The 25,117-nt window shown below is 55.3% G+C and carries 17 protein-coding genes, 1 tRNA gene and 1 pseudogene; 11 read left to right on the top strand and 8 right to left on the bottom strand.

Annotation, left to right across the window (positions count from 1 at the left end; translation table 11 throughout):
• Nucleotides 1–12: 12 nt before the first annotated feature.
• The 8 genes from M5G20_RS04300 to M5G20_RS04265 all read right to left on the bottom strand — a co-directional run bounded on the left by M5G20_RS04300 (nucleotide 13) and on the right by M5G20_RS04265 (nucleotide 10,370).
• Entirely contained in the window at nucleotides 13–369 is a 357-nt protein-coding gene (locus M5G20_RS04300; RefSeq protein WP_273918054.1) for a hypothetical protein, read from the bottom strand.
• 182 nt (nucleotides 370–551) lie between these two features.
• Nucleotides 552–815 carry a hypothetical protein gene (locus tag M5G20_RS04295; RefSeq protein WP_273918053.1) on the bottom strand — a complete coding sequence of 88 codons (264 nt, stop codon included), beginning with the start codon at nucleotides 813–815 and terminating at the stop codon, nucleotides 552–554.
• Complete coding sequence (locus M5G20_RS04290) at nucleotides 808–1,299, bottom strand: hypothetical protein (RefSeq protein WP_273918052.1); 492 nt, start codon at nucleotides 1,297–1,299, stop codon at nucleotides 808–810. Before M5G20_RS04290 ends, M5G20_RS04295 begins: the two co-directional genes overlap by 8 nt.
• Before the next feature lie 836 nt (nucleotides 1,300–2,135).
• Entirely contained in the window at nucleotides 2,136–4,037 is a 1,902-nt protein-coding gene (locus M5G20_RS04285; protein ID WP_273918051.1) for a hypothetical protein, read from the bottom strand.
• A 192-nt stretch (nucleotides 4,038–4,229) separates the two neighbouring features.
• Nucleotides 4,230–5,117: a TniB family NTP-binding protein gene (locus M5G20_RS04280; RefSeq protein ID WP_273918050.1), complete on the bottom strand. Its 888-nt coding sequence runs from the start codon at nucleotides 5,115–5,117 to the stop codon at nucleotides 4,230–4,232.
• Between the two features lie 65 nt (nucleotides 5,118–5,182).
• Entirely contained in the window at nucleotides 5,183–7,021 is a 1,839-nt protein-coding gene (locus M5G20_RS04275; protein WP_273918049.1) for an integrase, read from the bottom strand.
• Between the two features lie 927 nt (nucleotides 7,022–7,948).
• Nucleotides 7,949–10,240, bottom strand: coding sequence for a hypothetical protein (locus tag M5G20_RS04270; RefSeq protein ID WP_273918048.1), 2,292 nt, complete (start codon nucleotides 10,238–10,240; stop codon nucleotides 7,949–7,951).
• 55 nt (nucleotides 10,241–10,295) lie between these two features.
• Nucleotides 10,296–10,370 (bottom strand) — tRNA-Lys (locus M5G20_RS04265).
• A gap of 463 nt (nucleotides 10,371–10,833) precedes the next feature.
• Here M5G20_RS04265 and M5G20_RS04260 point away from each other — a divergent pair.
• From M5G20_RS04260 to M5G20_RS04210, 11 genes and pseudogenes are all read left to right on the top strand, one after another.
• Nucleotides 10,834–11,814 (top strand): AAA family ATPase, encoded by a 981-nt coding sequence (locus M5G20_RS04260; protein ID WP_273918047.1) that lies wholly within the window; start codon nucleotides 10,834–10,836, stop codon nucleotides 11,812–11,814.
• Nucleotides 11,811–12,746, top strand: a complete 936-nt coding sequence (locus M5G20_RS04255) for a DUF58 domain-containing protein (protein ID WP_273918046.1) — start codon at nucleotides 11,811–11,813, stop codon at nucleotides 12,744–12,746. Before M5G20_RS04260 ends, M5G20_RS04255 begins: the two co-directional genes overlap by 4 nt.
• Nucleotides 12,743–13,249 carry a DUF4381 domain-containing protein gene (locus tag M5G20_RS04250; RefSeq protein ID WP_273918045.1) on the top strand — a complete coding sequence of 169 codons (507 nt, stop codon included), beginning with the start codon at nucleotides 12,743–12,745 and terminating at the stop codon, nucleotides 13,247–13,249. The genes M5G20_RS04255 and M5G20_RS04250 overlap by 4 nt, the downstream gene beginning before the upstream one ends.
• Nucleotides 13,236–14,228, top strand: a complete 993-nt coding sequence (locus M5G20_RS04245; RefSeq protein WP_273918044.1) for a vWA domain-containing protein — start codon at nucleotides 13,236–13,238, stop codon at nucleotides 14,226–14,228. The genes M5G20_RS04250 and M5G20_RS04245 overlap by 14 nt, the downstream gene beginning before the upstream one ends.
• 1 nt (nucleotide 14,229) lies before the next feature.
• On the top strand, nucleotides 14,230–15,810 hold the full coding sequence (locus tag M5G20_RS04240) for a VWA domain-containing protein (RefSeq protein WP_273918043.1): 1,581 nt from the start codon (nucleotides 14,230–14,232) through the stop codon (nucleotides 15,808–15,810).
• Nucleotides 15,807–17,123, top strand: coding sequence for a hypothetical protein (locus tag M5G20_RS04235; protein ID WP_443218286.1), 1,317 nt, complete (start codon nucleotides 15,807–15,809; stop codon nucleotides 17,121–17,123). The genes M5G20_RS04240 and M5G20_RS04235 overlap by 4 nt, the downstream gene beginning before the upstream one ends.
• On the top strand, nucleotides 17,120–18,136 hold the full coding sequence (locus M5G20_RS04230) for an HAD family hydrolase (protein WP_273918041.1): 1,017 nt from the start codon (nucleotides 17,120–17,122) through the stop codon (nucleotides 18,134–18,136). The genes M5G20_RS04235 and M5G20_RS04230 overlap by 4 nt, the downstream gene beginning before the upstream one ends.
• 80 nt (nucleotides 18,137–18,216) lie before the next feature.
• Nucleotides 18,217–20,721 (top strand): fused MFS/spermidine synthase, encoded by a 2,505-nt coding sequence (locus tag M5G20_RS04225; protein WP_273918040.1) that lies wholly within the window; start codon nucleotides 18,217–18,219, stop codon nucleotides 20,719–20,721.
• A gap of 102 nt (nucleotides 20,722–20,823) precedes the next feature.
• Nucleotides 20,824–23,181, top strand: a complete 2,358-nt coding sequence (locus tag M5G20_RS04220; RefSeq protein ID WP_273918039.1) for a tetratricopeptide repeat protein — start codon at nucleotides 20,824–20,826, stop codon at nucleotides 23,179–23,181.
• 232 nt (nucleotides 23,182–23,413) lie between these two features.
• Nucleotides 23,414–23,633 (top strand): annotated as a pseudogene (locus M5G20_RS04215) (ABC-type transport auxiliary lipoprotein family protein); the annotation flags it as partial.
• 14 nt (nucleotides 23,634–23,647) lie between these two features.
• Entirely contained in the window at nucleotides 23,648–24,979 is a 1,332-nt protein-coding gene (locus M5G20_RS04210) for an OmpP1/FadL family transporter (RefSeq protein WP_273918038.1), read from the top strand.
• The last annotated feature ends 138 nt before the right edge of the window (nucleotides 24,980–25,117 follow it).

The raw sequence follows: 25,117 nt of genomic DNA, 5'->3' as shown, positions 1-25,117 counted from the left end.
GCCTTTACTGGGTCAGTTTTCGGTCAGCGGCAACACTCTTGCGGGAATACCAGCCGCTAGCAAGGCGGACAAGACCATTCCGCCAATGGCATAGACATCCAAGAAAGCCCAGTCGCCGTAACCTTTAGGATCTTGGTAGAACACAAAGGTGTCTGAGAAATAGATGGTTTTAAACAAGGCATTGAGCTCTTCCCATCGGCCAAAAGCCTGAAGAGCATTGTCTACGACGGCGTACACCTCCTGTACGGATTTTGTTTTTACAAGCTCGCTGAAACCCAAAATATCGAGAAAAAGCAAATAGCGCCCCTGATTCAAAATACCACTCCAGTTATATACCAAGAAAGTCACAAACGACAAAGTAATAAACATATCAGTAGCGCATACTTACGCATGGATTTAGGCCTTATATATCTAGTACCTTCTCTCGCAAAGAATCGCTGAGCACATGTTGCATGTATACGTACTTTCTATGCTGGCAACCAGAAAGTCAGGTCATTGACTCCTTTCGAATAGTGATAGTGTCGACTACTAAAAGCCTGAGCGAGTAAGGATTAAATTCTGTTAGAATTCTTGCGCCGTTTAGATGGCGCCTTACCTTTTTGTTTGATCACTGTTTGGAGTCTTGTAGCCCTTCCTGGATCAAGTAATGTCATTATGTCGATTGGTTTAAATTCATACTCACTCGCAAGGGCGTCGAGCTTCGCTAGAAAGCGCGCAGCTTTCACAACTTCTGGATCTCGAAGAAGCGGCACTATCGCCTCATACTCCAACGTGATTCGATTGCTAAACTCGAAGAACTCTTGAACACTAGTCATTTGTTTTCTCCTCGTTGGCAGGCTCGTCACTATCTGCCTCGACCACTAGGGCCGGCACCGGTGATTCTACGACCGGTTTAGGGGGTAAGCCCACAGTGAGCATGGCATCACTGTCGAGCACGGACTCTCTATCTACGCTAGGAGTACCTTTCTCGCCGTTCGGCTGCAACCGCTCAATCAAGTCCAGCAAGCCTGTGGTCGTGCGCGTCTTAAGGCATAACGGGCCATTAGGCGCTTCAGCTTCTCTACCGCCAGCGACATTACTGCTCGCGCTATCAGCCGAGCTTTTGTACCTGGACTCAAGGAGATCAAAGACCTGAGAGAAGGTGTAGCCATGCTCCTTGGCTAGCGCCTCCAGCCGGAGGTAAAACTCAACGTCGAGTTTGTAATCAACCTCTTCCTGCTGCTTTTCTAGCCCGCGCAAGGCCAATTCAAGCTCGTGCTGCTTGCGTCTAAACTCAACGAGCGTATGTGTTCTGACCATGCATGACTCCGGCTAGCTGGTACTCCTGCCCGTGGGCGACTCGTGAGGCGCCTTTCTCATTATAGTGAGGTTAGGAGTTAAACAACACCCTTGTAACGGAACCGACCAAATCAGAATTAATATAGGGGATTCAATAAGTTAGGCTTCTAGCGAGTGCATACCGCTACCATTGGTCGGGTACCCAGGCGGGCGCGATCGTGAGCGAAAAATTCAACATGAAGGCGCCTCAAGATCGCCAGAAACCATACAGCAGACTGTTCTCCCTGGCGCAACAATGCCGTTCGTCACGCTGGAATCATCCTTGATTCGGTTTCTGTCAATTTATCAAATAAATTTGGCTTTGACTGGCAGGTGGCGTTGCTCTGAAAACCTCAGCCAGCCAATCCTATCCAGCAGACCATGACTCTCGAAATAATGCCGAGAAGTATCGACTAGAGCCCGCCACTCTAGCTCATTGAATTAACTATGTTTTTCTAACGATTGCGGACTGAGGCGGCGCGCAATTAAAGTCAAAATCGTTATTAAATGCTCCGCCTAACATTCGCCAAAGCGAATTTATGGAATTTCCTATCCTCCTTTCCCTTTTTTCAATTCCAGAGGGTTCAGATCGCTAGGTCTTCGGCTTCTTCCTGATGACTCTAGCCATCGCGGCTCCAAAGCTGCACCAGTGGGTCTTCCCTAGGCGGTGCCTCCATTCGATCTACTCGTCAAGACGCGTAGCTCGTCCTTCGAGCCGCGCGTTGCGCAGGCATTGCCTCCGAGAGTCCCGAGGCAGTCCGGACACGTTGAGGCTAATTCGGTCGCTACTGTCCTGCTCTTCTGCCCCCCTACATCCCTTACTTTCTACGACTCGCGGGGAAAATGGTTTCATCAATGGCCCAGGCAACTGCTTCCAGGTCTTTCTCATCGAAGATAATCTGCGCATGCCTCAAGTACGCAGATATTTGTGACCAGCTGAACGCCAGTGTGCCCAGGGCAGCAATCTCCGACCTGTTCACGGGAAAGGGTGTCGAATAGGGCCGAGTCGTGTCCCTGATAAAACCAGCCTCCACATCGGAGATCAGGTCGAAACTCACCCCAAGCATCCAATACGCAACCGCGAGATCACGGGGCCTAGCAGAGTCCGGCCTGAGACGATCCCGAACCTCGCCATGTAGTTTCTTCTTGAGCCCGGCATGAGGCTTGGTTAAGCGATAGAAGAAGTATGAGCGAGCAAAGCCCTGGGTCTTGCTCTCATCTGAATCCTGTAGCCAAAATGCCAGCAGGAACTCTGCTGCGCGCCTGGTCGGGGTGGATGTCTCTGATAGCGAGTAGAACCAGGTCTGAACCCGCTCTGCTAGATGGATGAGGCACGAGTTATCAGGGCTGACCAATTCCGGAATCGAGTGCTGAAGCGGAAAGCTGGACGTCAACCGCGCCGCCGGGCTCTGCACGTGCTCCTTGAAAGCGACCCAAGCCTTGTTCAAAACTGTAAAGTTCCGAGTTTCAAGCCGCTGCAGCATCACCCCGCCTTCGTGACTCACGCATATACAGCTTCGCGACTTTTGCCAGGCCAGCCGCCACACAGGATTCAAGCCCGCACTTAGGTCAGCGTGAAAGCACTGTGGGCAATAGTTTAAGGCATTTGGATACGCTACTAAGGCATCATCCGTCCCCTTGAACTGCTTTGAAATCAGCATTCGCTCGCAGGGAGGGAAATGGCTGAGAAGGTCCAGATTCGCGTACTGCCGATCAGGGTCGACGCTACCTTTGCTGCATAGCAGCATGAAGTTTTCAGCAAACAGGCTGTCAGCAGAATTCCGGGGCACCAGGCTTCTTCTCGCAGCCCAAGACGAAAATGTCTCATCCAGTACGGGAGTTACTGGTTCCTGGATAGATACCTGATTGTGATCCGGCTCGTATCTCCTTTCCTGACTGACCTCGTGTTCATCCAGGTAATACCAGTTCGGCTCACCAACAGGGTCAACCGGGGCCGTCATCTCCGTGAGGAGGTGCTCCATGACGTCCATAGCAGCGCCGATGCGACCGTCGGAGCGCTCATGAACCACGGTCGTGTCCACTGCGTCCAAAACGTCAGGGGCGTACCTGTCCACTAACCCATCTTTTAAATCCGCGAGAAACTGGTCAAAAGCCGGGCCTCCCGCCATAGGTTCAAGCGTGAAGGTGCGATGCTTGATCGATGCGGTTTTGAAACTAGCGCCCAATGTGGCAACGGCATCCGGAAGACCGCAGAACAAAAAACCCTTCTGCCTGAAACTCTTTACCCAGTGGGCCATGATCCAGAGGTTGGAATTTGCGTCCTTGTTCCGCTTTTGATAGGTCTGAACATCATGCACTACGAACGTATCGTAGTTTCGGGCGCTAAGCACGGCGTGCTGTACTTGGCCCAGCTCTGTCGCGGCCGCGTCAACCTTGGTTGCGAGTTCGCCGGGCATGCCAACCGAAATACTCAGCGCATGCCTGAAATCAGTCGGCTCTAGCGTCGTGCCTCCCAGCACCGAGAGGACGTTATGGCCTTCGAGACGTAAGAGAGAGGCCAGATGGAGCAGTAATGCGGTGGCTCCAGTTCCTGCTGGCGCAGCCAGTAACAGCACATATCGTTCGGGTGCGCTAGTGTTTGCCTGTGCAGAGGTCTCCGAGTCAGCTTGTTTTGCCACTGAACGAAGGCGGTCAAAGCACTGCTCCAAGACCCCTTGGTTGCCGGAGGCATCTGACCATTTTTCAGACTTGTTCGTCATAGCGCCTGATTCTTAATCCTTTCTAAACCCTTACGTTTTTTATTTTTTTTGCGCTTTTAGGCGAGGCAGTGCACTGCGCACGCCTCCTCGGCTTGACTCCCCGCCGCTGTCGCTCTCAATTCCGCCGCCAGTTAGCCCTGTAATGTGGTTTTCGAGGAGCTAACATTCACCCGCGCACGACGATAACGGTGCTCACGCATATGGGCCTATGTCTGGTCGAGCATAGTCATTGAGATTTATCTCTTCGATAACATTTTTCATTGCATGCACGGTGTTGACCAAGATCTCCGAGTTGACATATTCCTGCCCGGTCTCAACTGCCGCCCGGCATGCTTCGCGAATCAGGTCAGTCACCGCACGGCGAGAGTTATAAATAACCATTTTCTTTCGGACAGTGGTAGTTGTGAGCGTATTGTCTTCAAGTATTCTAAAGAAATTATCATTGAGCACAGAGGGCTGCTCTAGCGGCATGAGAGCTAAGTACCCATGGATAAAAGACCTCCCCTCCGCATCATTCTTCCAATAGCTTAGAGAACCCACCCGAATATTGAATCTTGACTTTAGCGTTGCATCATTATCGAACAAAGAATACATCTCGTCTGGGGTGCCGGTTAAAAAAACATTGAGTTGCCATTCGTGCCCGGCCAGCCCCTTTATCGAACCCAACTCACGATTCACAGGCGCCCCAGTTAAAGCGAGCCTTAACATCGGAGCCTCGTCAACGAAAACCCCGCGTACGTTATGCTCCCGAACTAAAGTCTTAGCCAACCCCACATCTCGATAGCTAAGATTCAATGGGCGTGTATGAAATCGCTCCCCGATTACAGCGAGGAACAGCTTCATTATGCTGAGGTTTGCGCTATTTTTGACCAGATCGAGATAAATGATCTTCCCCGGCCAATCTGACGCAGCGTTAAAGCTTCGCTTTTCCCAACTCACTCCAATCGTCGACTTGCCTAAGCCAGGAAGAGCGATAAGCGACATTCCAGCGTTTGACGTATTTCTGGGGGATGCGATTAGCCGCTTGGCACTGTGCTCCACAGCCATCGCCGAGGGGTAGTTAAGAAATACGTCACGCATGCACGCAAGCGCCCGCTCCTCACGAGGAAGCTCCAATAGCGCCAATGCCCGGGGGCTTAAGTGGGTCACAGGTCATCCCCCATCATGACTGGTATAGGGCCTTGGTGAGGCTTGGCAGGCGCTCTGGGCTCTAGCAGGGAGCTGGATGCAGGCTGATTGATCTTGCACATCTTGTCCTCAAGATCCCGGCTCTCCTGCAGCCGACGCTCCTGCTGTTGAGTCAGAAGAGACTGTTTGAGGTGATGCTGCTCCTCCATGGCCTGCAGACCTTCAGGGGTATGCTGTCCTACTGGAAGTCCGGATTTACGTTGGATATTCCACTCCATCATCGTTTTCGGAAAACTATCTGCGTTGATAAGTTTGACAGGAACCCATAACCCTTTGTCCATCACCCACGCCCTGTGCAAGTTCCCGTAATCGAGTTTAATGGTGACGGGCTCTCCGACTCTGTTCCAGTATGGGCCGGGCTCATACAACAACCCCAGAGTCAGATGCCCCTCACGCCTCACATGTATGTTCCTCTGATGGAGCATGTCGATCTTGAACTGAGTTGCGTCTTTGACTACTGGAGGCGTCCGTAGTACACCATCCTTTTCCCCGAAGTCTCTGACCCACCGCTGGTTGGGCGTTAAACCATCCTTCCCAGGGCGCTCGTGCAGAATGCATATCTGGGTAATAATAAGGATGAACAGGTCTTTGATGGAATATTCCGCAAGTTTCTCTGGATTCTCCCCTCTTGCGATTTTTCTACTGGATGCTATCGCTCCGTTCAGCGTCTGAATGAAATAACGGTTCAACACACCAATCTTGCGCTCCACCTTGCCGCCGCTCTGTGGTCGCACTCTGCGCTCACGACGTATGTCATTTTTAGCAAGCGTTGCAAGCACAGTTTTGGCGTTGAGATCGCCCCCTCCATCCGTCCGCAGCCTGGACAACTTTCCGTACTGCATCCATTTAAATAGTGCAGAAAGCCCGAACTCTGCCAACAGTTCATCTTTAGGCTGCAATGCCATGAAGAAAGCATTCGCAAGTGTGTTTCTTGAGGGCGCACCGTACGACAACCAGAATCCTAAATAGGATTCGGTATGGTCATCACTGATGATGGTGAGGTTCGGTCGCCCCAGTACTTTTCCAGTATCTGGATCGACCGCGTGGCAGTCGAGTGGACTGTTATCAGCCTGCCCAAGCTCAAGGGCACGCTGCGTGACGGTACCAAACGGAAAGGAGTCGAATTTATCCCGCGCTGCAACAGGGCCTTTGGTATTAGCAACTGCTTTGCGCATGGATGCCTGGGCACACCGTCTTTCAATCGTGGAGGCTGAAGGCGGATTTTTTGAAATATTTTTGCACTCCCACCGGACACGGTTGAGTACAGCGACTACAGATGCACCAGGCCCCTTGTAGTCCTCATTGATCGCTTTCGCCAGAATGTCTTCAACCTCATCCTCTAGCCGAGTATCACCCTGTCTTCGTCCAGAAACACCGGGCACCAGCGCTTCCCATGATTGCCATTCTCGATAGCGGCGTAGCAGATCATTCACAACCGTTCGCCCGAGGCTAAGTTTTTGCTCAGCCTCCTCTTTGGTGATCTGCCCCAGGTACAGTGGTGCGATGACCTCCTCCCGAGCTTTCCCCACAATAATTTGCTCAGGGGTATACGGGGAAACGGGCCTGACCTCATTGTCCGGCTCGGCGTCTTCGATGCTAATGTCACTTGCCGCGCGGATTTGCTCAACGGCACTGGTAGGAATCTTCTTTAATTTGTTCTTTGGTACCTCAATTGGAGGCACAGGTAATCCGGAGATTTTGAGCCAATAACTGTCGCGCTCCGGCACGTAGGCATCTATCAGGTAGATCCCGCCCTCACCTTTTACGAAAACTGCTTCACCCTTTAAAAATTCCATAGCTATGGCCCGATCAGTTCGCTACGCAATGAGCGATACCGGCTATGGAGCCTGCTTCTGACGAATCCGAGAGTTGGTGGATCGATGTCCAGCAGGTCACATTTGGCGCAGACGTCTCGCCAAATAGCTTTTAAGGAGTAGCTGGGGGCCAGATACTGTGATTCCAACAGGATGAGGAAGTGAGTGATTGACTTGATCCGATACGTGGCCCCTTCGTCCCTGGTAATGGCAAGGTATTCTGCAAACTCGCAAGCAGGATTCGATTCGTGCACGGGTTTAGCTGAGGCTCTGGACTTTTTGCGAGAGGCTCGGATGATTTTATCCATATGCTTGCGGAAGGCCCCGATCGGATCCGTTGACAGGGTCAGCCGCTCCTCGGGGAGAGCCAGTTGGAGTCCATCAGACAGTTTGCAGAGACGTACGACCCCGCCACGCTGCTTCCATACCGCGTCTACGACCAGCAGATCGGACGCCGTACCCACTGAGCAAAAATCGCCGACAAAGACCATTCGTTCATGCTCCAATCGTGAACCTGACGACTAAGCATAGACGCGTTCAGATACACGAGCGTACCGCTTATCCAAAAAAACGGAGGTTCGTAACCCATTGATTTATATGAAAGCTACATCACTAACATCCGTTTATTTGTGACAAATAAACGGATGTTAGTGATGAAAATTGAAAAAATGGCGCGTTATCAAGGAGATGAGTGGTGAACGGAGGAATCTGAATTTGGACAAGGTCATGTCTGTCTCCACCACTTTCCGATTTTTCAGGCGGCTAGGCTTTTCTCATTGGACGTCCTTCCTGACTTCGACACCTGACGTATGCATGAAAGTTTTGACCCGTCTGTACAAGAACTCCAGCCGGATACACAAACATCGCTTTTGATGCGTTCCAGCACGCATCGCCGATATAGCCGAGCGTTTACCTGATGTGATTCGTTTGCGGCGGCAACAACCAATGTCGTTCGGTGGTCCATCCGAGGAAAACCCGAGCCCCCTCACTTTTCTGGCGGTTCAGAGTCAAAGGGAGCCCGGCAGCTGCCACACGTAACCCTATAATTGCCGGTAGAAATCTCTCCCGGAATGCAGTTGGTTGTGCCGCGAAATATTCTTCAATGCTATCTATAGCGCAACGCCTCTCGGCGTCATCCAGCATGGATAAATAAAACACCATCTGGCGCCAGGCATAAGCGGTGTTTTTGAGCATCACCAAGCTTGAATGGTAGAACTTGATTTTCATCTGCTGCCGTATGCATATCCATTGGAAGCACTCCTGAGCGAGTGAACCCAGGCGATGATGTAGCAGCGCTTTCAAACCGAGCTCACCAAATAGAAGCGAAAGGTTTTGCGTCGTCAGAATCTGTTGTTGCTCGATGATTCTTCCGTTGGTTGCTGAGTGCCATGCACCCAAGGGTGCATTAGCCCGCTGTGCGCAAAGGTTCGCCAATGCATCACTGGTATCCAAGTCTCGCTGGAAATAGTTTCTGCGCTTCGATTTCGGCTTATCGGGAAGGATCGCCAGTTGGTTCGTGTCGATGTCGTAATAATGGGCGTAAAGGGTGCCACCTATCAAAGGGGCCGCTCGTCTGGCTGCTTCCACGAATTTGTTCGAGAAGGTTCCCATGAAAATGTCCACTGCGACCTCCTCCACAAAAGGAAGATCCAGCTTCGCGGTGACAGCAAGCGAACCAAACTCCTGAAGTAGTTTGTTCGGAAGGATTGCCTGAGGAAAAGCAGAAAGGGTCATTGCAGAGGATTCGATCAAGGCTTGTCTGGCTCCCTCAACACCGGCAGCGTGTGCCTCACGTTCACCTTCGACGGCCGCTACCCAAGGAAGCTCACTGATTTTGACTTGGCTCTGTAGGTTGATCAGCAGCAATGAACGGCGTCGGCGAAAAGCACGATACGTTGCGACAGACAACATACGCAGCGTCGTATCGCGAAATCCAGCACTGCAGATTTCGGCCGTCATCGCCGGCAGTACTCGCGCCACGGTATCCCCAGAGGTGATCAATCCCTTGTCAATCAACTCAGTAATGGTTCCCTTTCGACAGCGCTCGAGGCGTCGGCGGACCGCCGGAGGAATGGCGACACCTGTTATCAGCGAATATGCCTTCGCCTCCTCGTCGGTAATGGGCTCCAACAGGGACGAAAAATCAGAGATGCCTTCCGAACTCGAATAGCTGGTCAGACGCTCAGAAACAACCTTGGCGATGAGATGATGCTCGGGCGCGGCCACCTGACGGCGCTGCATTTTTCGGTGCTGTAGATGATCTTCAGATTCTGGATGACCATGTTTGCGCATGAAATCATTGACGATCCGCCGAATACGTCCGACTTGACGCCCTGTAAGCGAAGCTGGGTCACGGGAGCAGAGCCTAAGCAACGCGTACAACTCCCCTACCCGATCTCTGAAAGGTTCAACATTGAGGATGTCATTGTTACTGGTGGCATCGAACTGATTATTTAGAGTATTCGCCTGCTCAAGCCAGCCTTCAGGATATTGCCGACAAGGCCAATCATCCTGGTATGTTAAGAGGAAGAGCGAGATGGCTGCGTCGTAGAGAGTCAACCGAGTCGCGACCACATGTTTTTGCACCGCCAGGCGCTGCTGCACTGGGAGTTTTGAAAGCTGCTTTTTGATATCGCCGACATCGAAGATGTGCACTTCCGCCGCCGCGCGTGGCAGCCCGTCAGAAGCCATTGGAAAGAAGCGCAGTTGCTCAAAAAAAGGAGCGATCGACACAATCAGTTTGCGCGCTTCTTCCGTGCGCTGCTGGCCCAACAGCCAAGCCACGGACAGTAGCGCTGCCTCTTCTGGTACATCGACCCGATAGTTGCTGTTCACCAGCTGCTTTTGCAGTGCTTCGACCCCTTCATCCGTTAGATGCCAGGTGTTGAGATCAAGTCGTTCAAAACCAGGGCGGATGCCTGGGATTGAGGCGGCCAACCGCTGCTCGTACTCGGTCAGTGCGCCACCGGCCAGATACTGCCCAGTGGCAAAACCACCCGCGACAACCTCCAGCGTGACCCATACAGGCACATCCACGAATGGTGCACGCGAGCCATACAGCGCAGTGCCCTGCACCATGTGTTCGACCACCTGCTGCCAGCGTTCAATCCGTTCGCGTGTTTTTGCCTCAGTGTCGAGCCCCGATGCGGTCAATGCTCGAGATAACTGAAAGACCGCATCACCGGCGTTTATGCCGGCCATTGCATCCGATTCCCTATCGTGCCTGGACATATGTCCTTCTGACCCTGCGATGTAGTGGGTCCGGGGGCTGGATTCGAACCAGCGCCCACCCGGTTAAGAGCCGAGTGTTCTACCGCTGAACTACCCCGGAGCAGAGCGCGCATTGTCTACCAGCAACGAAGGGATGTGAAGATTGAAAACGTTGCCGCTCGTGACGCGTATCGAGATTATTCCCGTTCGAAATATTAGCGTAACTGGCCTGTGGCAACGGTGTGCAATTGATGCGGACCTCACAGGAGGTGGATGATTGCCCGTACGGTGATAAACCTACGCACCGCCGTGGTAGGAACAGTCGGTCATGAACAAGTTTTGGAGAGCCTGCGCTTAGTTTTTCTAGTTAAAATCCTTATTCTCAAAGGATTTATTTGAACTATGAACATCTGACATCGCCCATAAGTTAAACAACGCATCTGGGCGCGACTCCTCCTGATGTCAGCGTTGTTGTGACAGTTTTTTCCCGATACACAGGCACTGATGAAATTCCTGGCCTATCTTTGTTTGCGGCGATTAGTTAATCCGCAAGCCTTGAGCCTCCATTTCATAAGGGATTTCGAATGAGTGCACTGACCGACCTCAACGCCTTGCAAGCCAATATTGCTGAGTCAGTGCTCGGCCAGGATCAGGTGATCCGTCAGATTTTGCTGGGCTTGCTGGCTAACGGGCATTTACTGCTGGAGAGTCTTCCTGGATTGGCCAAGACTCGCACGGTGAAGGCGCTATCCAGGCATCTTGATGCAAAGATGAGTCGCATCCAGTTCACACCGGATCTTCTGCCTTCAGATATCACTGGTGCCGAGGTCCTGCATCAGGTCGAGGGTCGCAATGAAATCCGTTTCCAGCCGGGTCCGCTGTTTGGCAACCTGATTCTGGCAGATGAGATCAACCGCGCACCGGCCAAGGTTCAGGCCGCGTTGCTTGAAGCCATGGAGGAACGACAGATCACCGTTGCTGGCAACAGTCATCCGTTGCCTGCGTTATTTATCGTAATCGCGACCCAAAACCCGATTGAGCAGGAAGGCACTTACCCGCTACCCGAAGCGCAAATGGATCGTTTTCTGATGAAAGTCTTGCTCGACTATCCCAGCGCTGAAAATGAAAGTCAGGTGCTGCGCTTGTTGCGCGACGAGGAGTTCACCAAAGGTTCTGACACCGCGTCCAAGAACCACTTCGCGCTCGCCCAGGACGTGATTTTCGCAGCGCGTAAGGAAGTCAGCGCCATACATGTTTCGCCCGCCATTGACAGTTATCTGATCGACCTGATCAATGCGACGCGCTATCCGGCTGACTATGACGAAGATCTGGGTCGCTGGATCAACATTGGCGCCAGTCCGCGTGGTGGCATCGGCCTTGATCGCTGCGCCCGTGCCGATGCCTGGTTGCAAGGCCAGGACTTCGTCTCACCGGACAACGTGCGCGCCGTGGTGCATCCGGTGTTACGTCATCGGATACAGCTGAGCTATGACGCAGTGGCCGATGGAGTGACGGCTGACCAAGTGTTGGATCGGATACTGGACAAGGTAGCAATTCCGGCATGACCAGTGACGGGTTTGTCTATGTTTCTCTCGCCCAATTGATGGCATTGGAGTTTCCGTCCCGAGGGCTCAGCTTTGCTGCGCGTCAACCTCAGGGCAGCATTCTTGCCGGCAACCATGCTTCACGCTTACGAGGCAGGGGCCTGAACTTCGACGAATTGCGCCGCTATCAACCTGGCGACGATTTGCGCCATCTGGACTGGCGGGCTTCATTGCGTACCGGCAAACCGGTGGTGCGCACTTTCACTGAAGAGCGCGACCGCCCTGCTTTGATCCTGGTCGATCAACGTATGTCGATGTTCTTTGGGTCACAGCAAAGTTTCAAGTCCGTCGTCGCTGCCGAACTTGGGGTGCTGGCTGCATGGATGGTGTTCAACGCCGGCGACCGAGTCGGTGGTCTGGTATTCAACGATTCGCGTATCGACAGCATTGCTCCCCTGCGCAGCCGAAAGCGCGTGGAGGCATTATGCAGTCGTATTGCGGCGCAGAATCAGGCGCTTAATGCGTCCAATCCCGATGCCGAAGACGCCGATCAACTCGACAAGGTTTTGCAGCGTTGCCTGGCGTTGGCCGGCCATGACCACCTGATATGCATCGTCAGCGACTTCGCTGGCGCGGGTGAGCGCACGTTGCAACTGATGCGGCAACTGGCGGCACACAATGATGTGATTGCCATGCAAGTCTATGACCCGATTGCGATGAATCTGCCAACTGACGGCAGACTGTTGGTGACTCAAGGTGAGTTACAGGTGGAGTTGGCGGTGGGCCGTCGTCAGGTGCATCAACCACTGGGAGACTATCTCACCGGACGGCTCAAGGATGTTGCCACCCTGCTCCGCCGCAGCCGGGTACCGTTGATGATGTTCAGTACTGCCCAAGAGTCGCTCACTCAGCTACGGGCAGAGCTGGGCAAACAACCGGGGGGGCGACGATGAGCTTGAACGTCCCGAGTATCGCGCAACTCAAAGAGTTGACGTTGCCCGCGCCTGTCAGCTATTCGCCGCAAACCTGGGGTTGGTGGTTTCTATTGGCGATTCTGTTTCTAGCTGCCGCAATCATTGGCACCAGGCGCTTGATTCAATGGCGTCGTGATCGCTATCGGCGAGAGGCGCTGGCAAGACTGGAGCAGTTGCGCACCCATAGTGACGAGCTGCATGCGCTCCGGGAACTGCCTGGGCTGCTCAAGCGTGTAGCACTGTCTATGCAGGGACAGAAATCTCTCACCTCAAGCGCCGCTGCTGCGGCGTTGGGGAATTCTGAGTGGCAGACTTTCCTTCAAGCCCATGTCGATCAACAGCTCCCCGACGAGTTTGCGCAGCAGCTCGCGACGCTGGCCTATGCCCCTGACGCCACCCTGCTCGCCCTCTCCGCCCCCCGGCGCGATGCACTATTTGATACCTGCAAACTATGGGTGGAGCGACATCATGTGGCAGCTTGAGTATCCGTGGTTGCTGTTTCTGTTGCCGTTGCCTTGGGTTACTTACCGTTACTTGCCCGCCTACCGTGAAGCTCGCAGCGCTGTGCGCGTGCCGTTCTTCAGCGCAATGAGCCGCGCGGTGGGTGAGACACCGTCGTCTGCTGGCAGTCGCGCCAATCGCTGGCAATTGCTTTTGAGTCTGGTGATATGGGCGTTGCTATTGGTCGCCGCCGCTCGCCCGGTGTTCATTGAAAAGCCTATCGAGCGGCAACAACCCGTGCGGGATCTGCTGCTGGCCATCGATATTTCACAGTCAATGGAGACCGAAGACTTCACCGACGCCAATGGAAAAAAGACCAATCGCTTGGCCGCAGTCAAAGCCGTCGTGCAGGGATTTATCGACAAACGCAAAGAGGATCGTATCGGTTTGATCGTATTCGGCAGCGGCGCTTACCCTCAGGCGCCACTGACGCTCGATCACGCTAGCCTGTCACTGTTGCTGAACGACACCGGCATTGGCATGGCGGGTCCCAATACCGCCATTGGCGATGCCATTGGTCTAAGCCTCAAAATGCTGGAAAAAGCCCAGGAACAGGAAAAAATCCTGGTACTGCTCACCGACGGTAACGACACCAGTAGCGCAATTACCCCGGATCATGCTGCTGAGATGGCCGGTGCCAAGGGAGTAGTGATTCACACCATCGGCATTGGGGATCCCGGTGCTACGGGCGAAGCCAAAGTCAATCTGAGCGAATTGGAGCGTATTGCCAAAACCACAGGCGGCCAGTTTTTTCGGGCCGAAGATCGCACCGCGCTCGATCAGGTGTACAGCACACTCGACCGCCTCACCCCGCACCAGGTAAAGACCTTGAGCCATCAATCCCAACACGAGTTGTTCTTCTGGCCGATGGGGGCGGCGCTTTTGTTATTAGCCCTGTATCACCTGTCTGCCATGCTCGGGCCGCGGTTGGTGGCCTCAAGCCAGCGTCGGGAGGTGTGAGTTGGACATAAATCTCAGCGATTTCCACTTTCTGCGTCCGGCATGGCTACTGCTGGCGGCGTTCGGCGCGCTGCTGCCGTGGATCTGGCACCAAAGTCGCGATCTTCAGCGCAGTCTGCGTGGCAAGATTGCGGAGCATTTACTGCCACATCTGTTGGTCACACCACAGGACCGTCAACGGCTGCGGCCAGTACATTTACTCTGTGCATTGCTGGTACTCGGCGCAGTGGCCTCTGCCGGACCGACTTGGGAACAGGATCGGCCGGACTTTCTGGAAAACCGTGCACCGTTGATCATCGCCCTCGACCTGTCACCATCGATGGACGCCAATGATGTTCAGCCTACGCGGCTGGAAGCGGTCAAACACAAACTTCATGACTTGATTCAGCGAAGAGCCGGCGCGCGCACCGGACTGATCGCCTATGCAGGAAGCGCACACCTGGTCTTGCCAGCGACGAGCGACCCGGAGCTGTTGGACACGTTCATCCAGGCACTGGATACGGGACTGATCGAAAAGCAAGGCAAGGACGTTGCTGCGGTGATCGACCAAGCGGAACGCTTGCTGGACGCTGAGAAACTCCCTGGCACTCTGTTGTTGATCACCGACGGTGCCGACACCACCCAGTCAGACAGCCTTGGCAAGCAGTTGCAGGGCGGCTCGCTACAGGTTCTGGTACTGGCAGCCGGACATGAAAACGGTGGTGTGATTCTCGACAGCAATGGCCAGCCACGCACCGCTGCTGACGGGCGTCCGGTACTCGGCAGTTTTGATCCGGCCGCGCTCAAGGATTTGGCGGCGGCCCTGGACGCGCCTTTGGGAAGCCTGACACTTAACAACGATGATCTGGACTGGATCGAAGGACACGCGCAACAACACTTTCGTAGTGCCAGCGAAGAACAGCGTGTATTGCACTGGAAGGATGCCGGTTACTGGTTGTGCTGGCCGCTTTTACTGCTGGCGCTGTTCAGCGTTCGCAAGGGTTGGAGTGTCAACTGGATGCCGGCGCTGCTGCTGACGATTGGCCTCGGATACCCGAGCGCTCCGGCGCAGGCCAACGCGCTCACAGATGCTTTTCTCACCCGGGATCAGCAAGGGCGTTGGGCGTTCGAACATGAGCATTTCCCGCAGGCAGCAGCGCTGTTCACTGACCCGTTGTGGAAAGGTATCGCGGCCTATAAAGCGGCCGATTACGACTTGGCACTGATCTCATTCGCCCGCCTCGATACGCCACAAGCCTATTTTTATCTGGGCAACATTTATGTGCGCCGATTCAAGTTCGATGAGGCGATTGCCGCTTGCTCTCAGGCATTGAAACTGCAACCGCAGTTTCCAGAAGCCACCGCCAACCTCGCTCTGGCGCAGGCGTTGCAAAAAGACACCGAAAGCGCCGAGCAGAACGCGCCCGATACCAAGCCGGATCAGGTCAAGTTCGACAAGGCACCAGGAAAAGGTCAGAGCAAGACGATTGAAACCCAACAGGCAACGTCGGATGCGCTGTGGTTGCAAAACCTGACCACCTCGCCGGCAAAATTTCTCAAGCAGAAATTCAGCTTGCAGGATCAAGCAGGTGCCACGCCATGAGACTCTCCGCCTCACTCGTGCTGACCTCCTTGCTGCTATGCAGCGTAAGCGCACTCGCGGCCGAGCCCCAGCTCAAGGTCCGGACCCATTTGCAGCCTTCCGATGGTGCAATGGTCGGTGGGTTGTTGGAGTTACAGCTCGATATCCTGACAGACACCTGGTTTACCAGTGCCCCCACCCTGCCTGATCTGGTGCTTGATGGCGCGCGGGTATTACCTCCGGATGGCCAGGCCGAGCACCTTAATCAGACGCTCGATGGCCAGTCGTTCAGCGGCATGCGTTATCGCTATCTGATCACACCGAATGTCGCGCGCGACTTCACGATCCCGCCGCTGACGGTGCGCGCCACCCCGGGGCAAGCGACAGAGGAACAAAGTGTCGCCAGCCAGACAGTACGGTTCAGCGTGGCCCAACCGCCGGGCTTCGGAGCGGATGAGATACCTCTGGTTGCAACGGGACTGCGATTGAGCCAACGCATAATCAATTCAGCCACGCCCTTGAAAGTCGGCGACAGCATGACTCGACAGCTGACTCTGCAAGCCGACAATGCCTTGGCCATGACGCTGCCGGTGCCGCCGTTGGGCAAAGTTGATGGCCTGAGCCGTTATCTGAAAACACCCCGGATACGCAATCTGGATGATGGCCGGGGATTTTTGCTGGGTGGTGAACGGATCGACAGCGCCAGTTACCGTATCGATAGAGCCGGCACGCACACGTTGCCCGCTATCGAAGTGAAATGGTGGGACTCCAGCACCCATCAGGCCCGCGCCGCTCAAGTTCCTGCGGTCACGTTTGAGGCCACTGCAAACAATGCCTACAAGCCTGTGTTTTCGATCGCAGAGGACCTGCAGCAACTCGGGCAAAACAGTCGCTTGCACCTTTCCACGCGGTGGCTGAGCCGCCTGGTGCTCTTGAGCTTGCTGATCGCCGTCGTCTGGTTCGCCCGCCCATTGCTGGCTCGTGGCTACCGCGCCTTGCGCACCCGCCAGCAAGCGCGGCATCAGGCACGACTGCAATCAGCCGATTACGCCTGGCGGCAAATCAGACCGCAGATCGAAGGCCGGCCTCCTCGACTGACCGCATTGTATCTGTGGCTGCGCCGAGGCCGACTCGGCGTGAAGCTGGCGGCGCGCGACCCACATCTGCAAACGCTGTTAAGCGACGTCTATGGAAAAAAAACCAATAAAGATCGAGCGTTGCGTGAACTTCCTCAATCCTTGGCTAAGCTGCACAGTCAGGCCAAAGAGAAGCATGGCTCGTCGAAACCAGCCTTGAGACCGCTCAACCCCGTTCATGATAAGGATTACTCATGAGTCTCCCGAATCTGCATTTCCGTCGTTACGGTCTGATCCTGTTGCTGCTCATTGCGCTGCCAAAGCTGGTTCAAGCCGGTGAGCCTCTGCCTTCGTGGAATGACGGCCCGTCAAAAAAGAGCATCATCGAATTCGTCCAGTCGGTAACCGACCAGACGAGCAAGGATTTCGTCAAACCTGCCGAGCGTATTGCTGTATTCGACAATGACGGCACTTTGTGGAGCGAGCAGCCGGCGTATTTCGAACTCTTGTTTGCATTCGACGAGGTCAAACGCACGGCGGCGCAGCACCCTGAATGGAAAACCACTCAGCCTTTCAAGGCTGTGCTTGAAAACGACCATAAGGCGCTGGCCGCGACCGGCATGGACGGGTTGCTGAAAATCGTTGGTGCAACGCACAGTGGCATGACGACAGAGCAATTCAATGACTATGCCCAGACTTGGCTGATGCAGGCCCGCCATCCAAAGACCGGTAAACCCTATACCGAGATGATCTTCCAGCCGATGCTCGAAATGCTCGATTATCTGCGCAGCGAAGGTTTCAAGACCTACATCGTCTCCGGTGGTGACACAGGCTTCATGCGCGCCTTCGCCGAAAAGATTTATGGCATCCCGCCGGAGCAGGTCATTGGCACAACGTTCGACACGTCGTACCAGTTCAAGGACGGTAACGCATCCATCGTGCGCAACCCGAAGGTGGCGCATAACGACGACGGTCCGGGCAAGCCCGTGAGCATCGACAATATTATCGGCCGGCGCCCGATTCTGGCGTTTGGTAACTCAGACGGTGACCTGCAGATGCTCCAATGGACTGCAGCCGGCACTGGCAAACGCTTTATGGGTCTGGTACATCATACCGATGCCAAGCGCGAATGGGCGTATGACCGTCAGTCGCAGATTGGTCGTCTGGACAAGGCACTTGATGAAGCCCGGCAGCGAGGCTGGACGGTTGTCGATATGGCGACCGAATGGCAGCGTATCTATCCCGCCGATGCGGGCCAGCCTGCTCAGTGACAAGAGTTTTATCCCCCAGGCTCCCGGCGAAGCCCGAGAAATGTTAAAGCACTTTCGAATCGGAATAAGGCTGTCGTGCAATGTCTTCACGAGTTACTAGCGAAATCCCGGATATGTCTGTTGCTGGCCCCTCTCGTATAACCCTGATCGTTCCCGCGGTTTTGCTGTGCATATCCGGTGCGGCGGCATTGATCTATCAAGTGCTCTGGATCAAGCAGTTGTCATTGGTGGTTGGCGTTGAGGTCTATGCCATTACCACAGGCATCAGCGCATTTTTCGCGGGTCTGGCGTTGGGTGGCTGGCTGTTCGGCCGCTGGGCGGATCGCCTGCATCAACCCGCTCTGCTGTACGCCATTCTGGAAGTGCTGGTTGCCGTACTAGGTGTCGGCGCAACGTTCGCACTTAGCCTTTCTGCACCGGTGTTTGCCTGGCTGCAGCAGTATGTCGGCGTGCTGGCATGGGTGCTGCCCTTCGCTCTGGTAGGCGTCCCTGCTTTGCTGATGGGCGGTACGCTCCCCGTGCTGGTGCGATCGCTGGCATCAGCGCCGGACAAGGCCGGCGGCCAACTGTACGCAGCCAATACCCTGGGCGCGATTGCCGGTACTCTGCTTGCTGCGTTTGTATTGGTTGCCACCCTCGGTGTTCGGGGCAGCGCGCTAGCCGCCGCCATGTTCAATCTGCTGGCTGCCGCGGGCGCGCTCTGGTGGCAGTATCAGCAGCCGGCAATGAAGCTTGCTACGGTCAAGCACCAGTCTGAGCAAGTCCCCGACCGCACAGCCTTGTGGCTATACGCCGTAGCCGGCGGTGTGGCCCTGGGCTATGAAGTGGTGTGGTCGCAGTCAATCGTGCAATTCATGAGTACCCGTACCTACGCATTTGCCGTAGTGCTGGCGACGTATCTGGCCGGGCTCTTTCTTGGGAGCGCCCTCCTCTCCCGCCGCGTTGATCGGATCCGCGATCCATGGGGCGTCTTTGGTTTGCTTATCGTCGGTGCAGGGCTGGTTGCGCTGCTGGAAATCGCCCTGCTCGGACGTTGGCTGGTGATGGCACAAACTCAGGCCGAAGTCTGGTTACTGGCATTGGGTGCCAGCGAATTGGCGGGGATGAGTGCCCGTTTTGCAGTTGCCGCATTGAGCATTGTGTTTCTGCCGACGCTGCTGCTCGGGGCTGCATTTCCATTGGCGTTACGCCTGAGTGTTGGCAGTGAGCGAGTTGGCCGAGACGTCGGTGCGGTGGTCGCCTTCAACACCCTTGGCGGGATCATCGGGGTGCTGCTCTGCGGTTTTGTACTGATTCCCCTGCTTGGCCTCGTGCGTACTTTGGGCCTGCTTGCGGTCATTGCGGCGGGTATCGGTTACTTGGCTGTACGCAAAGGGCACGGAGTGAAAAAAGGGCGGCGCCAGGCTGTGGTTGCGTTCGGCCTGGTATCAGTAGCACTGGCGCTGTTAACGCCGGTTGATAAGCTGGCGAGCCTTTTACCCGGTGCTCGTAATGGAACACTGGCATTCTACGAAGAGGGTCGTGGCGGTACGGTCGCGGTGGTCACACAAGGCAAAGGGCAAAACGCATTCCAGCGCCTTTACATCCAGGGGGTTTCAAACACCGGCGACGCGATGCCGTCACTGCGCTACATGCGCATCCAGGCGTTGCTGCCGCTGCTCATCCACAATGGCGAGCCGCGCTCGGCGTTGGTGATCGGTTTCGGTACGGGAATCACCGCAGGTGCACTGCTCAAATATCCAGGATTGGAGCATCGAGTAGTGGCCGAATTGCTACCCTCCGTTATTAAGGCCGCCCCATTATTCAAAGGAAATTTCACCGCGGCCAGTGATCCCGGTGTCGACGTGCGTCTGCGCGATGGCCGTCAGGAGCTCTTGCGCAGTCCGCAAGACTACGACTTGATTACACTCGAACCCCCTCCACCCTCCGCCGCTGGCGTAGTGAATTTATATTCCCGGGACTTCTATCAATTGGCCGCCAGCCGTTTGCAGAAAAATGGCCTGGTCGCCCAATGGTTGCCTTTGCCAACACAGAATATCGAAGACTCTCGCTCACTGGTGCGCAGTTTTCTCGACGTATTTCCTTATGCGAGCGTCTGGACCAGCGAGTTTCATGAAATGTTGCTGGTGGGTTCGATGGAGCCGATCGAACTGGACGTAACAAAAATCAGCCAGCGTTTTCAGCAAGACTCTGTGCGCGGCACATTGCAGGATGTCGGCATTGGCTCGGCCGCAGCGTTGCTGTCAACCTGGGTTACCGACCGGGCCGGTCTTGAGCGTTTCGCCGCCGACGCGCCAGCCGTAACGGACGATCAGCCGCGCATAGAATACGCGCCATGGGTGCGCGCCAAGGAGATCACCCGGGTACTTCCAGCGCTGTTGGACCTGCACGTTTCGCCTCCACTGATAAACGCAGACGAGGGTTTTACCCAGCGTATGGAAGCCCATCGCCAACGCCTGATGCAGTTTTATCGAGCCAGCCTGCATGCCTATGACGGTAACCGAGATGCGTGGGCACGCGATATCCGGGAAGTCATGAGTGGCGATGGAGGTAATCCGTATTTTCGCTGGTTCGTCGGCCAGTGAAATTCCTATTGAACATTTGACACTCGCCTGCCCGCAGGCTAAAGCTGCATTTAGCTCAAACGCTCGCCTGAAGGCACATGGACCTGGACTACGGAAGTCGCAATGCCCAAGCATAAAAACAGAGCCGTACCGAACCAGCCCGACGCCGCACCAACCTCGATTTCTCGCTACCTGTTTCCCGTCACTATCGGCCTGCTGCTGACAGCCGTGGCGGGAATCGGCTGGTTTCTGCTCAGCCCGGCGCCCGCGCCGAGCAAGCACGTGGAGGTCAGCGCCCCCGTGGTGCAACCGGCCAAGCCTGTACCGGTGGTCGCAGCCAAACCGGCGACGATGGTCGCTGAACAACAATGCCAAGGCTGCCACAGCGAACAGGTCAAGGATTGGCAAGGCTCACACCACCAATTGGCCATGCAACCAGCCACCGCCGAAACCATGCTTGGTGACTTTAACAACGTCACCTTCAACGCCGAAAACGAGACCACCCGTTTCGTGCGCAAGGGCGAAGAATTCTGGGTCAACGCGCCGGGACTCGACGGCAAGAACGCCGATTTCAAAGTCGCCTACACCTTCGGCATCGCGCCGCTCCAGCAATACCTGATCGAGGTCGGCGAAGGTCGCTTGCAGGCGCTGGGTGTCGCCTGGGATACCGAGAAGCATCGCTGGTTTCATCTCTACGCCGGCCAAGGTGTGAACTTCAAGAATCCGCTGCACTGGAGCAAGCCGAGCCAGAACGCCAACTTCATGTGCGTCGAGTGCCACACCACCGGCTTCAAGCGCAACTTCGATGCGGCCAGCAACACCTTCTCCAGTCACTGGAACAGCCTTGGCGTCGGTTGTCAGGCGTGCCATGGCCCGGCGTCGAACCACCTTGAATGGACAGCGAAGCAAACCGACCTGATCCACGCCGGTTTTGACGTCGACCTCAAGGACAAGAACGCCACCGTCGAAATCGAAACCTGCGCCCGTTGTCACGCGCGCCGCGCACCGTTGGGCGACGGCTACACCGTCGGAAAGCGCTTGATGGACGATTACCTGCCAAGCGCCCTCACCCGCGAGCTGTACTCACTGGACGGCAAGATCAAGGATGAAGTATTCGAACATGGCTCGTTCCTGCAAAGCAAAATGTTCGACAAGGGCGTGCGCTGCAGCAATTGCCATAACCCGCATAGCAATGAGCTGAAAGCTCCGGGTAACGCGGTGTGCTTGCAGTGCCATAACACGGCTGGAAAGACCGCCGTCGAAGGTGTCGATGGCAAAGGCCTCCAGGCAAAAAACTACGACTCTGTCGAACACACCCGCCACGCCATGGGCCAACCGGGTTCGCAGTGCGTCGATTGCCACATGCCCGGCAAGTTCTATATGGGTAACGATTTCCGGCATGACCACAGCTTCAGTATTCCCAACCCGGAACGCGCGGCAAAACTCGGTACCCAGGACGCCTGTTTGACTTGTCACCAAGGCAAGGCCGGGGACAAGATCACCGCGCAATTCAAACTGTGGAACGGCTCGACTGCCCCGCAGGCGCCGCGTTACGACGAAAGCCTGCTGTTGATTCGCAATGGTCTCCCCGGTGCAGCGCAGGCATTATACGAGCAGTTGCAGCGCAGCAATCTGCCGGCTATTCAGCGCGCGACGTTATTGGCGGAGTTGCCGCTGTATCCGAGCGAACAAGCGTTGAAACTGGCAACACAGGACCTGAAATATCCGGCCCCGCAAGTCCGTGAAGCCGCAGTACGTGCTGTCAGCGCGTTTCTACCGCCGCCGGAGCGGGTGGCTCTGTTGACGCCGCTGCTGGGCGATCCAGTCAAGGCTGTGCGCATTGTGGCGGCACGGGATCTGTTGAGTGTCGCTCGCAACGGGCTGGGCCCGGCACAGGCCAACTGGGATGCCGCAATTGCCGAGTACGAATCCGTGCAGAAGAGTCTGTCAGAGCGTGCCGAAGCCAACCTCAACCTTGCGATGTTGTATCAAGCCAATGGACGTTCCAGCGAAGTAGAGGGGCTACTGCGCACAGCAATGAAGCGTGATCCGGACTTCTACCCCGCTCTGGTCACGCTTGTGCAATGGCTGGAAGGCAACAGCCGCAGTCAGGAAGCCAAAGCCCTGCTTGATGAAAGCCTCAAACAACATCCTGACGCCGCGTTGCTGCACCACACTCGCGGACTGTCATTGATCCGTGCGGGGAAAACCGCCGAGTCCATGCCATCCCTCAGCAAGGCTGCGCAACTGGAGCCGCAGAACGCGCAGTACGGTTACGTACTGGCAGTTGCTTTGCACGAGAGCGGCAAAGTGGATGAAGCGTGTGCGCAACTGGAGCGTTTGCTCAGGGCGCAACCTGCGAACCGCAACGCGCGGCTATCGCTGATCGAGTGGTATCTCAACAGCGGGCAGGAACCCAAGGCACAGGTGGTCTTGCAGTCCTGGAAAAAAATGAATATTGCGGATCCGGCATTGAAATGAGTGCGTTCTGAAGTTGTAGCCTCAGGTGAAAGGGGCTGGCCGTCCTTGGCCAGCCAGTTTATCTATCGCTCACCTATTCGCCCTGATCGCCAATCGAAGTAGATTTCGTGATTTTCATCCGATACCGAAATAAAAAAAGTTGCTGAACCGTGAAGCGCTTCTATCCTCAATGAAGTTTTTCCAGTCTCTAAAGTCCGCCGAGCGTATCCGATTGGAAGGTGTTACTGCGCGTGAGGTACAGCGCTTCGATTCGGTTCCTGGCCAATACGCATTGATGGACGCGAATTGGCGCTTGCGTGGTGCTGACGGACCTCGTGCGCTGAACTGCCGCAGCATCCTGCATCCGCATTGATGATCTGGTTGCGGCTCAGCAAAACAACGACAAACGTCTGGCAGCGTTAGTGGGCCGCACTGCCAGCAACTCCAGCAACGGTTGCCCTGCCGCCCAGTAAGGAGAGAGACCCTCATGTCAGCCAAGGATTTGCGCCGCTCCGGATCGCCGTTCACCAGCAGAAACTCAGTACGTGCAACCCTGTCGTTGCTTGGCGCCACAGGTTTATTCGTCAGCAGCCTGTCCGCCCAGGCGGGCGGTATCATGATTTACGAAGCAGGTCATGAGGGCACGGGCCTCGCGAACGCCGGGTCGGCGGTGCTGGCCACTGACCCGAGTGTGCTGATGACCAACCCGGCCGGCATCAGTCAGTTGGCTGGCACGCAGATCAACTTCAATGCCCAAGTGATCCTCGGTGACCTGAGTTTTTCCCGCGACAGCGCCAACACCTTCAGTGGCAACGAAGGCGGCAACGCACTGAAATATCTGCCAGGCAGCAGTTTTTTCATCAGCCATGAACTTGATGATCGATCGACAATCGGCTTCGGTATGTATGGCAACTTCGGTCTGGCACTGGATTATGACGACGACTGGGCAGGACGATATTTCACTCAGGAGTCGGCCATTATCGGTGTGTCATTCCAGCCGACCTATGCTTATAAAATTTCAGATGACTTATCGATCGGCTTCGGGCCTCGCTTCATGCTGGGCTACTTCCGCACTGAAGTAGCGGTCAATAACAACGTGCTGGGGCTGGGCAACGCCGACGACGGCCAGTTGCGCTACAAGGACACAGACTGGGGTACAGGCGCGAATATCGGTTTGCTCTACAACCTCAATGATCGGACCAGGCTCGGCGTTGCATGGACGAGCAAGGTCAAGCTGGAGTTCGAAGACCGACCCGAGTTGAAAAACATCACCAACCCCCTGCTCCGATTCGCGCTGAACCGTGTTGACGTCGACCAACTGAGCATTGACATGAATGTTCCTCAAACAGTCACCACCAGTGTTTCCTACCAGCTCGATCCTCAATGGACATTACTGGGTAGCCTCGGCTGGCAAGACTGGAGTGACTTCGGCAAGGTGGGTGTCGAGGTCGACACCGATGCTGCATCGACTTCACGCACTGCCGATCGGCAATACAAGGACACCTGGCACGTTTCCCTCGGCGCGCAAAACCAGATCAACCCTAAGCTGCGCTGGAATGTCGGCGTCGCCTATGACTCCTCCGCCGTCGAAGACAAGGATCGCACGGTCGATAACCCGATGAACGAGTCGTGGCGGTTGGCAACCGGATTCAACTATGCGCTGCAGGAAAACCTCGACATGCACATGAGCTACACCTTGGTCTACCTCGCAGACATGGAGGTACAACAGACCAAGTCCCGTTCTGGTGGCTCCGTGTCCGGCGAGTACAAGAACGCAGCGCTGCATGTAATAGGTGGGGGGCTGGTCTGGCGGTTTTGAATCATCCGACAAAAGAGGCTGGGCCGTACGTCCCCAAAAAGCACAGATCACCGCGGATGGTTTGGTAAAAAACCCAGCTACTCCTACGCTTAATCTGTTCGTCGCGATGCGTCGGCATTCAATGGAATGATTCAGCAC

The sequence above is a fragment of the Pseudomonas sp. TNT2022 ID1044 genome (assembly GCF_028656895.1).
Lineage (GTDB): Bacteria > Pseudomonadota > Gammaproteobacteria > Pseudomonadales > Pseudomonadaceae > Aquipseudomonas > Aquipseudomonas reinekei.
Note: the sequence above shows the minus strand (reverse complement) of the source record. Positions and strands in the feature narration are given on the sequence as shown.